The following is a 15660-nucleotide window of genomic DNA, read 5'->3' as shown; positions in this document are numbered from 1 at the left end:
TGAATGGACGTCAAGGTGACATCAGACAAGGAAATGAATGCAGGCATGAAGCTGACTCTGTGGGGAACGTTGCTGGCGGCTGGTTTATTGGCCGGCTGTTCCGGTTCAACGCCGGAAGAAAAAGACGCGCAGTCACAAGCGGGCCAGACGCGTTTGCAACTGGGTCTGGAATATCTCAAGCAGGGCGATTTACCCGCCGCGCGACAGAATCTGGAGAAAGCGGCAGACGCTGCCCCACAGGATTACCGTACCCAATTGGGCATGGCGCTTTATGAGCAGCGGATGGGCGAAAATAGCGCGGCCGAACAGCGTTATCAGCAAGCGCTCAAACTTGCGCCGAACAATGGCACCGTGCTGAATAATTACGGTGCGTTTCTTTGCAGTTTAGGGCAGTATGTACCGGCACAACAGCAGTTTAGCGCTGCGGCAGTAGCACCGGATTACGGTCAGGTTGCCGACAGCCTGGAAAACGCAGGTTACTGTTTTCTCAAGGCCGGACAGAACGATGAAGCACGTACCTTGTTAACGCGTGCCATGAAGATCGATCCGGACAAAGGCACTCCACTGTTGGTGGAGGCAGAAAAGCAATTTGGAGAAGGGAAGCGCGCACAGTCGCAACTTTTACTCGATAGTTATCAGCATGTTCTGCCGGCTAGCGCCGACAGCTTATGGTTACAGATTCGTTTCGCCGCGTTAGCCGGGCGCCAGGATAGCGTGCAACGCTATGGCAAGCAGTTATCGCGAAGTTTTCCACAATCCAAACAGTACCAGCAGTTCTTAGCTAATGAATACTGAAGCCTCCCAAGATAAAACTGTATCAATGACGACAGGCGAACGTCTGCGTCAGGCCCGTGAACAACTCGGGTTGAGTCAACAGGCCGTTGCAGAACGCCTGTGCCTCAAAATGTCTACCGTGCGCGATATCGAAGAAGACAATCTGTCCGCAGATTTGGCTTCAACCTTCGTGCGGGGTTATATCCGTTCCTACGCCAAGCTGGTGCGTTTGCCAGAGGATGAACTGCTGCCGATGCTGGCCAAGCAGGCTCCGTTGAAGGTTGCGAAAGTTGCACCAATGCAGAGTTTTTCATTGGGCAAGCGCCGCAAAAAACGCGATGGCTGGCTGATGAGCTTCACCTGGCTGATCGTTTTCGTGGTGGTTGGCCTGACCGGCGCCTGGTGGTGGCAAAACCACAAGGCCCAGCAGGAAGAGATCGTCACCATGGCCGATCAATCCTCTGCGCAGCTTTCACAAAACAATGAAGGCCAGTCAGTGCCGTTGACCGACAGCAATGCCGACAACAGCGCGCCTCTGGCTGACAATGGTTCCACGCCGGTAGATACCGGCGTTGCTCCACAGCAGTCTCAGACTCCGACCGTTAGCGGCAGTGCAACCGCGCAGCAGCCTGCGGTGGTTTCACCAAGCCAGACGACGCTGCCTGAGACCACGCCTGCGGCTCCAACTGCGCCGTTACCAACTGCCGACGCGGGCGTGACTGCCCCGGCTGTTGATCCTAACGCGCTGGTTATGGAGTTCTCCGCCGATTGTTGGTTGCAGGTGAGTGATGCCAACGGTAAAACGTTGTACAGCGGCAGCCAGAAAAGCGGCGGCAAGTTGAGCCTGGCGGGTACCGCGCCGTACAAACTGACCATTGGCGCCCCGGCTGCAGTACAGATTCAATATCAAGGTAAGCCGGTTGATTTAAGCCGGTTTGTTAAGTCAAACCGTGTTGCTCGTCTGACCGTTGCCGCGCAGTAATTGCGCGGCCATTGTCGTTAAGTCAGGGCAACAATGGAGAGTAAGTAATGCATAACCAATCGCCCATCATCCGTCGAAAATCAACGCGAATTTACGTCGGCAATGTGCCTATTGGTGATGGTGCGCCGATTGCCGTGCAGTCGATGACTAACACCCGTACCACTGATGTTGAAGCAACGGTTAATCAGATCAAAGCGCTGGAGCGCGTGGGCGTTGATATCGTCCGCGTTTCAGTCCCCACCATGGATGCCGCCGAGGCGTTCAAACTGATCAAGCAGCAGGTTAACGTGCCGCTGGTCGCCGATATCCACTTCGATTACCGTATCGCGCTGCAGGTTGCCGAGTATGGCGTAGACTGCCTGCGTATCAATCCGGGCAATATCGGTAACGAGTCGCGTATCCGTTCAGTCGTAGACTGCGCGCGCGATAAAAATATCCCAATCCGTATCGGGGTGAATGGTGGTTCGCTGGAAAAAGACATCCAGGAAAAATACGGTGAGCCTACGCCGGAAGCGCTACTCGAATCCGCCATGCGCCACGTTGATATCCTTGATCGTCTCAACTTCGATCAGTTCAAAGTGAGCGTTAAAGCCTCCGATGTGTTCCTGGCGGTGCAATCCTATCGTCTGTTGGCTGCGCGTATCGATCAGCCGTTGCATCTGGGCATCACCGAAGCCGGTGGCGCACGCAGTGGTTCAGTGAAGTCGGCGATTGGTTTGGGGCTGCTGCTGTCGGAAGGCATTGGCGATACTCTGCGCATCTCATTGGCAGCCGATCCGGTGGAAGAAGTTAAGGTCGGTTTCGACATTCTGAAATCGCTGCGCATCCGCGCTCGCGGCATTAACTTTATCGCGTGCCCGACCTGTTCACGTCAGGAATTTGACGTTATCGGAACGGTCAACGCGTTGGAACAGCGTCTGGAAGACATCATCACGCCGATGGACATTTCGATTATCGGCTGTGTGGTCAATGGCCCGGGCGAAGCGTTGGTTTCCACGCTCGGCGTTACCGGTGGCCATAAAAAGAGCGGTTTCTACGAAGATGGTGTGCGCCAGAAAGAACGTTTCGACAACGAGCAGATGATTGACCAGCTGGAAGCCAAAATTCGCGCCAAGGCGTCGATGATGGATGAAAGCAATCGCATCGCGGTCAACCTGCTGGAAAAATAAGCATTACACCGATACGGCGGGCTTTTTAGCCCGCTTGTTTATGAACCCGGGAGCAGAACTCGGTATTCGCGTTGAATACGGGGCGGCAAAGTCCCTATAATCGGGTTCATTTTTATAGACAACGGACAGAGAACTCACGTGGCAAAGAACATTCAAGCCATTCGCGGCATGAACGACTACCTGCCGGAAGAAACGGCATTATGGCAGCGTATTGAAGGCATCCTCAAGCAGGTGCTTAGCGGCTACGGTTACAGCGAAATCCGCTTGCCGATTGTAGAGCAGACCCCGTTATTCAAACGCGCGATCGGCGAAGTGACCGATGTCGTGGAAAAAGAGATGTATACCTTCGACGATCGCAACGGCGAAAGCCTGACGCTGCGTCCGGAAGGCACGGCTGGTTGCGTTCGCGCCGGCATCGAACATGGTCTGCTGTACAATCAGGAGCAGCGTCTGTGGTACGTCGGTCCGATGTTCCGCTACGAGCGCCCGCAAAAAGGCCGCTATCGCCAGTTCCATCAACTGGGGGCCGAAGTGTTTGGCCTGCAGGGCCCGGATATTGACGCTGAGCTGATCCTGCTGAGCGCCCGCTGGTGGAAAGCGCTGGGGATCGCCGAGCACGTCAAGCTGGAGCTGAACTCCATCGGTTCACTGGAAGCGCGCGCCAACTACCGCGATGCTCTGGTGGCCTTCCTGGAACAGCATCAAGAGAAGCTGGACGAAGATTGCAAACGCCGTATGTACAGCAACCCGCTGCGAGTACTGGACTCGAAAAACCCGGAAGTGCAGGCGTTGTTGAACGACGCGCCACGCCTGTCCGAGTATCTGGATGCAGATTCCAAAGCCCACTTCGAAGGTCTGTGTGAACTTTTGGCGCAGGCAGGCATCCCATATACCATCAATGAACGCCTGGTGCGCGGTCTGGACTACTACAACCGCACGGTATTCGAATGGGTGACCACCAGTCTGGGCGCTCAGGGTACGGTGTGTGCCGGTGGTCGTTATGACGGCCTGGTAGAGCAACTGGGCGGGCGTGCAACGCCGGCGGTCGGTTTCGCCATGGGCCTGGAGCGCCTGGTGTTGCTGGTTCAGGCGGTTAACCCAGAGTTCAAGGCCGCGGCGACCATCGACGTGTATGTGATCTCCTCCGGTGCCGGTACTCAGAGTGCAGCAATGCAGCTGGCGGAGCGCGTGCGTGATGCGGCGCCACAGCTCAAACTGATGACCAACTACGGCGGTGGTAACTTTAAGAAGCAGATCACCCGTGCGGATAAGTGGGGCGCGCGCGTCGCCTTGATCCTGGGTGAGAACGAAGTCGCAGCCCAGCAGGTGGTGGTTAAGGACCTGCGCAGTGGTGAACAAGAAACGCTGGCGCAAAGCGAAGTCGCAGTGCGCCTGGCTCTGATGTTAGGTTAAGGAGAAGGACACCGTGGAAGTCTATACCACTGAAAACGAACAAGTCGACGCCGTGCGTCGGTTCTTTGCCGAAAATGGCAAAGCGCTGGCAGTGGGCGTGGTGCTCGGAATTGGTGCCCTGGTCGGCTGGCGTTACTGGCAGAGCCACGAAAACTCCAACATGATGGTTGCGTCCCAGTCCTATCAGGAAGCCAGCGATCGTCTGGCTAGCGGTAAGCCGGACGATGTAGCCGCCGCGGAGAAGTTTGCCCAGGCCAACAGCAACAGCTATGGCGTGCTGGCCTCCCTGGAGCTGGCGAAGCATTTTGTTGAGCAGAATGAGTTTGCCAAAGCGAGCCAACAACTGGTGTTGGCTCAGGGCCAGACCAAAGACGAAAACATGCTTTCGATGATTAACCTGCGTCTGGCACGTGTCCAGCTGCAGGAGAAAAAGCTGGATGACGCGCTGAAAACGCTGGATGGCGTGAAAGGCGAAGGCTGGGCGGCGATGGCGCAAGATACGCGCGGCGACGTGTTGTTGGCTAAGGGTGACACCAAAGGTGCACGTGAAGCTTACAGTAAAGGCATTGAGTCTAACGCTTCTCAGGCGCTGCAGGTTCTGCTGCGCATGAAATTGAATAACTTGTCCAGCTAAGGGGAATTCCCATGCAATTGCGTAAAACACTCTTGGTCGGACTGGTTTCCGTTGCCTTGCTGAGTGGTTGCTCACTGTTCAACAGTGAAGAAGACGTGGTTACCATGTCGCCGCTGCCGAAAGTTGAAAATCAGTTCACGCCGAACAAGGCGTGGAGTACCTCGGTCGGTGACGGTGTTGGTGAGTTCTACTCTCATCTGCGTCCTGCTTTCCAGGACAACACTATTTACGCAGCCGATCGTCATGGCATCGTGAAAGCACTGGATGCCGATAACGGTAACGAAAAGTGGAAGGTTGATCTCTCTGAGAAAACCGGCTTCCTGTCCAGCAACCTGCCGGCACTGCTGTCGGGCGGTATGGCGGTCGCGGGCGACAAGGCTTATGTCGGCAGTGAGAAAGCCGTGGTTTACGCGCTGAATACCTCAGACGGTACAGTAGCCTGGCAGACCAAGGTGGCCGGCGAAGCGATTTCACGCCCGGTGATCAGCGACGGTATGGTACTGATCCACACCTCCAACGGTTTGCTGCAGGCGCTGAACGAATCTGACGGCGCGGTGAAGTGGACGGTTAACCTGGACATGCCTTCACTGTCGTTGCGCGGTGAGTCCGCACCGGCCGTTGCCTTTGGCGCAGCCATTGTTGGCGGTGATAACGGTCGCGTCAATGCCGTGCTGATGCAGCAAGGTCAGTTGATTTGGCAACAACGTATTTCCCAGCCAAGCGGCGCGACCGAAATCGATCGTTTGAACGATGTCGACACTACGCCGGTGATTGTTGAGGGCGTTGTCTACGCATTAGGTTACAATGGCAACCTGACGGCGCTGGATCTGCGTTCCGGCCAGATCATGTGGAAGCGTGAACTGGGCTCGGTGAACGACTTTATCGTTGATGCAGGTCGCATCTACCTTATCGATCAGAACGATCGCGTGGTGGCGTTGAGCACCGAAGGTGGCGTGACCGTATGGACGCAGAGCGATTTGCTGCACCGCAACCTGACTCCGCCGGTGATGTACAATGGTTTCCTGGTGACCGGTGACTCTGAAGGTTACCTGCACTGGATCAACACCACGGACGGCCGTTTTGTTGCTCAGCAGGAAGTGGATAGCTCCGGCTTCCTGTCTGCGCCGGTGGTAGCTGGCGATAAGCTGGTCATCCAGGCGAAGGGCGGAAAAGTTTACGCTTTCACCCGCTAACGCCGATCGTCGCACGGATTGCCAACGGCTCCTGAATGTTCAGGGGCCGTTTCGTATTTTTATAAGCTGCACTCCTGGTGTCTATCCAAAGTGTAGTAACGCATTGATTATTAAGTAATGAGGCTTCACAATGATACCTGTCGTCGCGCTAGTAGGGCGCCCGAATGTGGGTAAATCCACCTTGTTTAACCGTTTAACCCATACGCGCGATGCGCTGGTGGCGGATTTCCCCGGGCTAACGCGAGACCGCAAGTATGGTCGTGCTGAGGTTGAGGGTAATGAATTTATTATCGTCGATACCGGGGGCATTGACGGCACCGAAGATGGCGTTGAAACACGCATGGCCGGTCAGTCGCTGCTGGCGATCGAAGAAGCAGACATCGTGCTGTTTATGGTCGATGCTCGCGCCGGTCTGATGCCGGCCGATCTGGGCATTGCCCAGCATCTGCGCAACCGTCAGAAAGCCACCTTTCTGGTCGCCAACAAAACCGACGGTATGGATCCAGACATGGCCGCCGCCGATTTCTATTCGCTGGGCCTGGGCGACGTGCATCCGATCGCGGCTTCCCACGGTCGTGGCGTAGCGCAGTTGATCGAGCACGTACTGGTGCCGTTTGTCGGTGAAAAGCCGGAAGAAGTCGAGCTGACCGAAGAAGAGGCTAACGCCGCTTATTGGGCCGAGCAAGAAGGTGAAACCCTCGAAGGCGCAGAAGAAGAGCCGGAAGACGACTTCAACCCGCAGGATCTGCCAATCAAGCTGGCTATCGTGGGTCGTCCTAACGTAGGTAAGTCCACACTGACTAACCGCATTCTCGGCGAAGATCGTGTCGTGGTCTACGACATGCCGGGCACGACCCGTGACAGCATCTATATCCCGATGGTCCGCGACGAGCGCGAATACGTGCTGATCGATACCGCCGGGGTACGTAAGCGCGGCAAGGTTACGGAAACCGTAGAGAAGTTCTCGGTAATCAAAACCCTGCAGGCGATTGAAGACGCTAACGTGGTGTTGCTGGTCGTGGATGCACGCGAAGGCATTTCCGATCAGGATCTCTCGCTGCTCGGCTTTATCCTCAATAGTGGGCGCTCACTGGTGATTGTCGTCAACAAGTGGGACGGCATGAGCGAGGAAGATCGCGATCACGTGAAAGAGATGCTCGATCTGCGTCTGGGCTTTGTCGATTTTGCCCGCATTCACTTTATCTCTGCCCTGCATGGTAGCGGCGTTGGCAACTTGTTCGTGTCGGTACTGGAAGCTTACGAGTGTGCGACCCGCCGCGTGAACACCTCAATGCTGACCAAAATCATGCAGATGGCTGCCGACGATCACCAACCGCCGTTGGTACGTGGCCGCCGCGTGAAGCTGAAATATGCGCACGCCGGTGGGTATAACCCGCCGATTGTGGTGATCCACGGCAACCAGGTGACCGATCTGTCCGATTCGTACAAACGCTACCTGATGAACTACTTCCGTCGTTCTCTGAAGGTTATGGGTACGCCGATCCGCATCCAGTTCAAAGAGGGTGAGAACCCGTTCGCCGGTAAGCGCAACCTGCTGACGCCGAACCAGATGCGCAAGCGTAAACGTCTGATGAGCCACCTGAAGAAAGGCTAATCATAAGAATGAGGGGCGCGGTATCACTACCGCGCCCCTTTTTTATTGGATCGAAATCGTTTTATTATCTGACTATTACCGCCGTTAGCCTGAAGGAACATCATGTCCTGGGAAACCTGGAGTTTTGCATTCAACGTCACCGTACCCAATCTGTTAATGATGTTGCTGGGCATATTGCTGCGCCACTGGCGCTTGATGGACGACCGTTTTATTGATGGAGCCACCAAGCTGGTGTTTAACCTGGCGCTGCCCTGTTTGTTGTTCTTCAGCATCGCCACCAACCACCCGCAGTTGCTGGGCAACCTGCCGCTGGTAATCTTTGGCGCTATTGGCACCGTGGTCACCTTCCTGCTGCTGGAAGTGGCGGCTATCTGGCTGGTTAAAGAGCCACGTGAGCGCGGTGTCTTTGTGCAGGGGGGCTTCCGTGCCAATACCGCCATTGTCGGCCTGGCCTATGCCATGACTGCTTACGGCAGTGAGGGCGTGGCGTTAGGGTCACTGTACCTGACGGTGACGGTGATCCTGTTTAACATACTGTCAGTGATCACCCTCACGCGTAGCCTGCAGGGCGGGCAGGGCAAGAGGATCAGCCGTTTGTCGCTGTTGCGCAGTATTGTCACCAATCCGCTGATTATCGGCCTGGTGTGCGGACTGGCTTATGCGCAGACCGGTCTGGGAATACCTCAGGTGATCCGGCAGACCGGCAGCTATATCTCCGCACTGTCGTTGCCACTGGCCTTGCTGTGCACCGGCGCCAGTTTAGACCTGCGCGCCATGTTTCGTTCGTCCAACGTGGCGGCGCTGTCCTCTTCGGCCAAGCTGTTTGTCGTGCCAGTGATAATGACGCTGAGTGGCTGGCTGTGCGGTTTTCACGGCGCGGCGTTGGGGATTATTTTCCTGTTCTCGGCCACGCCAACGGCTTCTGGCAGCTATGTGATGACGCGTGCGATGGGGGGAAACGCCACGCTGGCGGCGAATATTATCGCCATCACCACCGTCGGCTCGTTTTTCACTACCGCGTTGGGCATCTATTTCTTACGCTCATGGGGCGTGATTTAACCAGGGAGTGACTATGGAAGCGCAGTGTCCACAATGCGATCAAACGATGGAGTGGGTGAATGGTCACTACCATTGCACCGCCTGTAACAGCGATTATCAGCAGTTGGCCCACTGCCCGGATTGTGGGCAGCCATTACAAGAACTCAAGGCCTGCGGAGCGGTGGACTACCTGTGCCAGAACGGCCATGGGTTGATATCCAAAAAGCGGGTTTTATTCAGTTATCAGCCGTTGTAAGCGTTCACTCATCCACCTGACCGGTTTTCCACAGGTCGATCAACGCCTGCGGGGCGCTGGTTTCCGGGATCAGCAGTACGATTTCGCTGCGTAAAGTTTGGCTGTAGTAGCTGATCTGCACGCGAAAATAACGTTGGTCACCGCAGCCGGGAGAGTCCGGTTGCCCCTCTTCCTGGGCGTAGGGCAGCGTCTGGTTCAATAGTTGATTCAGGCGCTGCCGTTGTTCTGGCGTAATGTCGGCCAGCGCAATGCGCCGCTGGCCCGCCAGTTTGGGAATAAAGGCGAAGCCGCCTTCACGCGCCAGCTCAATGACCGTGTCCTGATTGAGTGCCGGCAAGGGTTTCATTACGCCACCCCTACCTGTTGCCAGGCCTGCTGTACCTTATCCACCCCTACCTGTTGCCAGGCCTGCTGTACCTTATCCGCCACTTTACTGTCGAAGCGCTGTTTGGCATGTTTCACCGTGGTACGGGCAAAGGTGGCGAAGTCAGCGTCCTGCGGCAGTGTCTTGTCGCAAAGCGTGTCGTACCAGATGTAACCGGCTTTCTCCCAGGCAAAGCCGCCCAGAGCCGTGGCCGCCAGATAGAAGGCGCGGTTGGGAATGCCGGAGTTGAGGTGGACGCCGCCGTTATCCTCTTTGGTCTGAATGTAGTCTTTCATGTCGGCAGGCTGCGGATCTTTCCCCAGCAGCGGATCGTCGTAGGCGGTACCGGGTGCCGACATCGAACGCAGGCCCTTGCCATTAATGCCTTTCGCCAGCAGGCCTTCGCCAATCAGCCAGTCGGCCTTATCCGCGGTTTGCTTGAGGTGGAACTGTTTGACCAGAGAACCGAACACGTCAGACAGCGACTCATTCAGCGCACCGGCCTGTTGGAAGTAAATTAGTCCGGCCTCGCTTTCGGTGACGCCGTGTGCCAGTTCGTGGCCAACCACGTCAATGGCGATGGTAAAGCGGTTAAAAATTTCGCCGTCACCGTCGCCGAAGACCATTTGCTGGCCGTTCCAAAAGGCGTTCTGGTATTCCTTGCCGTAATGCACGCTGCCGGTCAGCGGCAGGCCCCGGTTGTCCAGCGAGTTGCGTTTGAATGCCTGCCAGAAGAAATCATAGGTGACGCCGAGGTAGTCATAGGCTTCATCCACCGCCACGTCATGATTACTGGCCTGGCCCTCATTACGTACCTGTTTGCCGGGCAGTTGGGTGCCGTTTTCGGCATCAAAAATATCGCGGATGACTTCGCCACCGGTCGAGGTTTTCGCCCCGGGGGCGCGTAACGGCTTGTTGCCGAGCAGGCTTTGAACGTGGTTCAGGGTGTGTAATGCGCAGTCGCGCTGCGGCAGGCTGCCGTGCTCAATGATCCGACGCAGCATATAAGGGGGAATGACCGAACGCGCTGTCAGGGTCGGCATAGTGGCTCTCCTTGAATAAAGATTCCGCCACTAAGTGTAGTTCAGACATCGTAAAGACGGTGATCGTGAGTGCTTACCGCCGGGCTGGTTTTATGGGGGCTGACGCGTTTGACCGAGGCGCGAACCGCCAGCTTGCCGTGCAGCAGCAGGTTGCACGGGGGCGCATCGGCGCGCAGCATGCGGCGTTGCAGTAGCTGAATGGCCTCATAGCCCAACTCGTCGCGCGGCACGTGTACCGAGGTGAGCGGCACGTCATGAATTTCCGCCAGATTAAAACCGTCGGTGCTCATCACCGAAATATCGCCTGGCACGCTCAACTGCAATTTGTTGAGTGCCTTGACCGCGCCGACCGCCATATAGTCGCCACCGGCAAGAATGGCCGTCGGCAGTTGTGAGCGCTGACTGACCCGGTTGATAAAGGTAGTGAGCGCCTGTTCGGCCTCTTCGCTACCGAAACCGGAGGTGGTGACCAAATGGCGACCCTCGTCAAAGGCGATGTTGTGCCGCGCATAGGCTTGTTTAATGCCCGCCAGCCGCAGCTCCATGGTGTGCCGACGCAGGCACTGCAGGTTCAGAATATGGCTGTGCCCCTGCTGGAACAGGTAATTGGCAGAGAACTCGCCAATCAGCTGATGATCGGGTGACACGCTATCGAGCCGCATTTGCCGGTCGCTGCAGTTAATCAGTACGCAGGGTTTATTCAGATCGGCGGCTAACTGGTGGATATGCTCGTCATCGATACCGATAATCAGCGCCGCCTGGGTCTGCGGATCGCTCATCTTTTCCAAAAACAGCGCGCCGTCGCTGTGCAGTTCCTCAAGCCCGCAATAGCGAATACGCACCTCATGTTCTGCCAGCGCAGCGGTGATGCCCTGGATCACCTTGTAGTAAAAAATATCGGTACGTACGTCAAAGGCGCGTTGTGGCGCGAAGACCATCACGCTGTTCAACATCAGTCGACCGCTGGAAATCCCTTGCAGAATGCCGTTCTGTTGGGCGCAGGCCAGCACCTTCTGGCGTGCTTCGGCGCTGGTATTGGATTTGCCGGCTAAAACGCGTGAAACGGTGCTGATCGACAACCCGGTTTGGTGGGCGATCTCCTGTATTTTCAGCTTTCCGTTCATTCTGTGATCTCCTTCAAATTTGGTGATGAAAATATTTTCACTGCATTTTTTCAGCGTACTGTCAGGTTTCGGTGGCCATTATGGCGAGCTTTTATCCTTCGTATGAAAATTTTTGCAAAAAACCACGTTTCGCTCACGCTTCCGGCTGGCTAGTCTGAATTGGTATACCAACTTTATAGATTTATCAGTCCAATTAATGGGCTGAATTATAAATAAAATGAAAATAAATCATGTGGTTGTGAAGGACATGCGCCTGCTTCTGGCAAGCATAATGCAATTTAACACCACCCATACCTTCGCCAACCAAACGTACCCTACCAAAAAGCGCGCTGTGTCACCGGGCAGCCGTCGTGGAGAGAAGACAGATGAGTGTGGAAATTAATCAAAGGGTCGTCGACAGCGGCCGGCGTAAATTTAAATCACTGCGCTGGTGGATGCTGGCGCTGTTTCTGCTGGGTGTCACGGTTAACTACATCACTCGTAACTCGCTGGGCATCCTGGCACCTGAGCTGAAAACCAGTCTGAACATGACCACCGAGCAGTATTCCTGGGTGGTGGCATCGTTCCAACTGGCCTATACGGTGTTTCAGCCGATCTGCGGTTGGCTGATCGATGTGATTGGCCTGAAGATGGGGTTCCTGATCTGCGCCAGCATCTGGGCGGTGGTTTGCATGATGCATGCCGGGGCCGGCACCTGGGTGCAGTTGGCGATCCTGCGCTTCTTTATGGGCGGGGCAGAAGCAGCGGCTACGCCAGCCAACGCCAAGGCGATTTCCGACTGGTTCCCGAAGAAGGAACGGCCCATCGCCGCCGGTTGGGCGGGCGTCGGGTTTTCTATTGGCGCCATGCTGGCACCGCCGATCATTGTTATTGCCCACGTCTCCTTTGGCTGGCAGGGCGCTTTCCTGTTTTCCGGCGCGCTGGCGCTGCTCTGGGTGGTGCTGTGGTGGCGGTTCTACCACTCGCCGCAGCAGCACCCCAATCTGAGCCAGCAGGAGCTGGATCTGATCCGCGAAGATAACGAGCCGGAGTTACCCCGACTGCCATTCTTCAAATCGCTGGCCATTCTCTGCCGCAACAAAAAGTTCTACGGCATTGCCATTCCGGCCTTTCTCGCCGAGCCGGCCTGGGCGGTATTCAGTTTCTGGGTGCCGCTGTATTTGGCCACCGAACGTGGCATGGATTTAAAACACATCGCCATGTTTGCCTGGCTGCCGTTTTTGGCGGCGGACATCGGCAGCGTCGCCAGCGGCTATCTCACCACTTTGTACCGTAAATGGTTCGGCTGCAGCCGCGTCAACTCGGTGGTTGCCAGCTCGGTCACCGGCGCATTCATGATGGTCTCGCTGGCGTTCGTCGCGATCACCAAAGATCCCTATGTGGCGATCGCTCTGATCTCGATCGGCGGTTTCGGCCATCAGGTGATCTCCTGCATGCTCAGCGCGCTGGTGGTGGAATCATTCGATAAAAATCAGGTAGCGACGGTCAACGGCATGCGCGGCTCCAGCGCCTGGATCGCCAGCTTCCTGTTCACGCTGCTGATCGGCGCGGTCTCCGACACCGTCGGCTTCAACCCGCTGTTTATCGCCATGGGCTTCTTCGACCTGATCGGCGCCGTATTCCTGATTGCCTTGATCGCCGAACGTGGCGGTAAAAAAACACTTAATAGTTAAGTTGGATGCCTATGAAAACCTTAAAAAATTGGACGTTGGCCGGTCAGTATGCCGATCGCATTGAGCTGTTGGTCGATGAACGTCACCTGTTCTGCCTGTACGTGCTGGAAAACAGCCTGTTCCGCGTGTTGATTAAACGCAATGGCGAGTTGGCGCTGGATCGCACCTGGAGCATTGCGCCGGAAAGTGACGTGCCCTGGGAAGGGCGTGATCGCTTGAGCGTGGCCGGCTTCGGCCTGCCGGGTTATCAGTTGCAGCAACATGAGGATCGGCTGGTGGTGACGACGTCTGCACTGCGCGTTACCGTGCATCAGCCGCTGTGGCTGGAGTGGGAGCACTGCAACGCCGCCGGTGAATGGCGTCCGCTAGCCGCCGATCGGCCAACCAGCGCTTATCTGCTGAACCCGCACGGTGATGGCGTGGCCCACTACCAGCGCCGTCAGGCCGCCGAGCGGTACTATGGTCTGGGTGAGAAGGCCGGTGATTTGGAACGCAGCGGCCGCCGCTTTGAAATGCGCAACCTGGACGCGATGGGTTACAACGCCGCCAGCACCGATCCGCTGTACAAGCACATTCCTTTCACCATCACCCGTGGGGAAGAGGCCAGTTTCGGGCTGTTTTACGACAACCTGAGCAGTTGCTGGCTGGATCTGGGCAATGAGATCGATAACTACCATCTGGCCTATCGCCGCTATCAGGCCGAAGCGGGGGATCTGGATTATTACCTGTTCCTCGGCCCCAAAGTGCTGGACGTGACCAAGGCGTTTGTACGCCTGACCGGCAAGACTCACTTTGGGCCAAAATGGAGCCTGGGCTACAGCGGTTCCACCATGCATTACACCGATGCGCCGGACGCCCAGCAGCAGCTACAGCAGTTTATTCAGCTCTGTCGCCAGCATGATATTCCCTGCGACTCCTTCCAACTGTCGTCGGGTTATACCTCGATCGGCAACAAGCGCTATGTATTCAACTGGAACTACGACAAGGTGCCGCAGCCTCAGCTACTGAGCCAGGCGTTTCACGACGCCGGGTTAAAGTTGGCGGCCAACATCAAGCCGTGCCTGTTGCAGGATCATCCGCAGTATCAGCAGGCGGCGGAGCAGGGGTTGTTTATCCGGGATTCCGAAAGTGATCGGCCGGAGCGCTCCAGCTTTTGGGACGACGAAGGTTCGCACCTCGACTTCACCAATCCGGCGGCGGTGCAATGGTGGCAACAGGGCGTGACGCAGCAGCTGCTGGAGATGGGCATTGATTCCACCTGGAATGACAATAACGAATACGAAGTGTGGGACGGAGAGGCGCGTTGCCACGGTTTTGGCACGCCTATCGCCATCAAGCATATCCGCCCGGTGATGCCGTTACTGATGATGCGCGCTTCAATGGAGGCTCAGCAACGCTTTGCTCCCGAGCTGCGGCCCTACCTGATCTCGCGCTCCGGTTGCGCCGGTATGCAGCGCTATGTGCAGACCTGGAGCGGCGACAACCGCACCAACTGGCAGACTTTGCGTTACAACATCCGTATGGGGTTGGGCATGAGCCTGTCTGGCCTGTATAACCTGGGGCACGACGTCGGCGGTTTCTCCGGTGACAAGCCGGACGCCGAGCTTCTGGTGCGCTGGGTGCAAAACGGCGTGATGCATCCGCGTTTTACCATTCACTCCTGGAACGACGACGCCACGGTTAACGAACCCTGGATGTATCCGGCCGCCACCCCGGCGGTACGCGAGGCGATTAACCTGCGTTACCGGTTGATGCCGTATTTCTACACCCTGCTGTGGCAGGCCAGTGCCGACGATGAGCCGATGCTGCGCCCGACCTTCCTCGACCATGAGCATGACGAACAGACCCTGAAAGAAACCGATGATTTTATGATTGGTCGCGATCTGCTGGTGGCCAACGTAGTGGAGCAGGGGCAACGCCAGCGGCCGGTGTATCTGCCGGATAACGGCGATGGTTGGTATTGCTTCTACAGCGGCCAGTGGTTCAGTGGCGGCCAGACGGTGGTGCTGGAAGCCCCGCTGGAGCGCTTGCCGCTGCTGGTGCGTGCCGGTGCGGCATTGCCGTTGTCATCCCGCCTGGCGCATGTTGACGTAACGGCGGACGATCGACGTGAGCTTAAGTTGTACCCGCTAAAAGGCTGTGGCAGCGCTTCTGGGCTGTTATTCGAAGATGACGGCGAGAGTTATGGCTGGCAGCAGGGCGACGCGCTGTGGCTGCGCTGGGAGATGCTCAGTGACAATCAGCGCATCACGCTGAATATCACCACCGAGGGCCGCTTTAAACCGGCATGGCGAACCCTGACCTTCTGCTTGCCTGCCGGAGAAGCGCGCGAGTTGTGGATCAACGGCGCGCCCGGCAACAGTTTTACGCTGGAATAAGCGG

At 56.6% G+C, this 15660-nt stretch carries 14 protein-coding genes; 11 read left to right on the top strand and 3 right to left on the bottom strand.

All coding sequences use genetic code 11. The features are described 5' to 3' along the window. Nucleotides 1–45 precede the first annotated feature (45 nt). The 9 genes from pilW to SERS4_RS0119140 all read left to right on the top strand — a co-directional run bounded on the left by pilW (nucleotide 46) and on the right by SERS4_RS0119140 (nucleotide 9074). Nucleotides 46–795: a type IV pilus biogenesis/stability protein PilW gene (gene pilW / locus SERS4_RS0119180; RefSeq protein WP_017893687.1), complete on the top strand. Its 750-nt coding sequence runs from the start codon at nucleotides 46–48 to the stop codon at nucleotides 793–795. After that, nucleotides 785–1756: a cytoskeleton protein RodZ gene (gene rodZ / locus SERS4_RS0119175; RefSeq protein ID WP_017893686.1), complete on the top strand. Its 972-nt coding sequence runs from the start codon at nucleotides 785–787 to the stop codon at nucleotides 1754–1756. Before pilW ends, rodZ begins: the two co-directional genes overlap by 11 nt. A 47-nt stretch (nucleotides 1757–1803) precedes the next feature. After that, nucleotides 1804–2925, top strand: a complete 1122-nt coding sequence (gene ispG / locus SERS4_RS0119170; protein ID WP_012146317.1) for a flavodoxin-dependent (E)-4-hydroxy-3-methylbut-2-enyl-diphosphate synthase — start codon at nucleotides 1804–1806, stop codon at nucleotides 2923–2925. Nucleotides 2926–3063: 138 nt separating this feature from the next. Further along, nucleotides 3064–4338: a histidine--tRNA ligase gene (gene hisS / locus SERS4_RS0119165; RefSeq protein WP_017893685.1), complete on the top strand. Its 1275-nt coding sequence runs from the start codon at nucleotides 3064–3066 to the stop codon at nucleotides 4336–4338. Nucleotides 4339–4351: 13 nt separating this feature from the next. Next, a complete protein-coding gene (locus tag SERS4_RS0119160; RefSeq protein WP_012146315.1) occupies nucleotides 4352–4972 on the top strand; it encodes a YfgM family protein in 621 nt (206 codons plus the stop codon). Between the two features lie 11 nt (nucleotides 4973–4983). Beyond that, on the top strand, nucleotides 4984–6165 hold the full coding sequence (gene bamB / locus SERS4_RS0119155; RefSeq protein ID WP_017893684.1) for an outer membrane protein assembly factor BamB: 1182 nt from the start codon (nucleotides 4984–4986) through the stop codon (nucleotides 6163–6165). Between the two features lie 130 nt (nucleotides 6166–6295). Continuing rightward, nucleotides 6296–7780: a ribosome biogenesis GTPase Der gene (der, locus tag SERS4_RS0119150; RefSeq protein ID WP_012146313.1), complete on the top strand. Its 1485-nt coding sequence runs from the start codon at nucleotides 6296–6298 to the stop codon at nucleotides 7778–7780. Nucleotides 7781–7882: 102 nt separating this feature from the next. Further along, the gene (locus SERS4_RS0119145) at nucleotides 7883–8839 is read left to right on the top strand and encodes an AEC family transporter (RefSeq protein WP_012146312.1); all 957 of its coding nucleotides are present in this window, start codon (nucleotides 7883–7885) and stop codon (nucleotides 8837–8839) included. 13 nt (nucleotides 8840–8852) lie between these two features. After that, nucleotides 8853–9074, top strand: coding sequence for a zinc ribbon domain-containing protein (locus tag SERS4_RS0119140; RefSeq protein WP_017893682.1), 222 nt, complete (start codon nucleotides 8853–8855; stop codon nucleotides 9072–9074). A gap of 4 nt (nucleotides 9075–9078) precedes the next feature. Here the strand turns inward: SERS4_RS0119140 and SERS4_RS0119135 are convergent, their stop codons facing one another. Genes SERS4_RS0119135 through SERS4_RS0119125 form a run of 3 tightly spaced genes read right to left on the bottom strand, consistent with a single transcriptional unit; the run spans nucleotide 9079 to nucleotide 11605 of the window. After that, nucleotides 9079–9420 carry a protealysin inhibitor emfourin gene (locus SERS4_RS0119135; protein ID WP_017893681.1) on the bottom strand — a complete coding sequence of 114 codons (342 nt, stop codon included), beginning with the start codon at nucleotides 9418–9420 and terminating at the stop codon, nucleotides 9079–9081. Further along, nucleotides 9420–10481 (bottom strand): M4 family metallopeptidase, encoded by a 1062-nt coding sequence (locus SERS4_RS0119130; protein ID WP_017893680.1) that lies wholly within the window; start codon nucleotides 10479–10481, stop codon nucleotides 9420–9422. Before SERS4_RS0119130 ends, SERS4_RS0119135 begins: the two co-directional genes overlap by 1 nt. Nucleotides 10482–10522: 41 nt before the next feature. Beyond that, a complete protein-coding gene (locus SERS4_RS0119125; protein WP_017893679.1) occupies nucleotides 10523–11605 on the bottom strand; it encodes a LacI family DNA-binding transcriptional regulator in 1083 nt (360 codons plus the stop codon). Nucleotides 11606–11970: 365 nt separating this feature from the next. Between SERS4_RS0119125 and SERS4_RS0119120 the strand changes: the two genes are divergently transcribed. Both SERS4_RS0119120 and SERS4_RS0119115 read left to right on the top strand, forming a co-directional pair. Then, the gene (locus SERS4_RS0119120) at nucleotides 11971–13278 is read left to right on the top strand and encodes an MFS transporter (RefSeq protein WP_017893678.1); all 1308 of its coding nucleotides are present in this window, start codon (nucleotides 11971–11973) and stop codon (nucleotides 13276–13278) included. Between the two features lie 11 nt (nucleotides 13279–13289). After that, nucleotides 13290–15656, top strand: coding sequence for a TIM-barrel domain-containing protein (locus tag SERS4_RS0119115; RefSeq protein WP_017893677.1), 2367 nt, complete (start codon nucleotides 13290–13292; stop codon nucleotides 15654–15656). Nucleotides 15657–15660: the final 4 nt, after the last annotated feature.

The organism is Serratia sp. S4 (assembly GCF_000347995.1).
GTDB lineage: Bacteria > Pseudomonadota > Gammaproteobacteria > Enterobacterales > Enterobacteriaceae > Serratia > Serratia quinivorans.
This window is presented reverse-complemented; position numbering and strand designations above follow the sequence as displayed.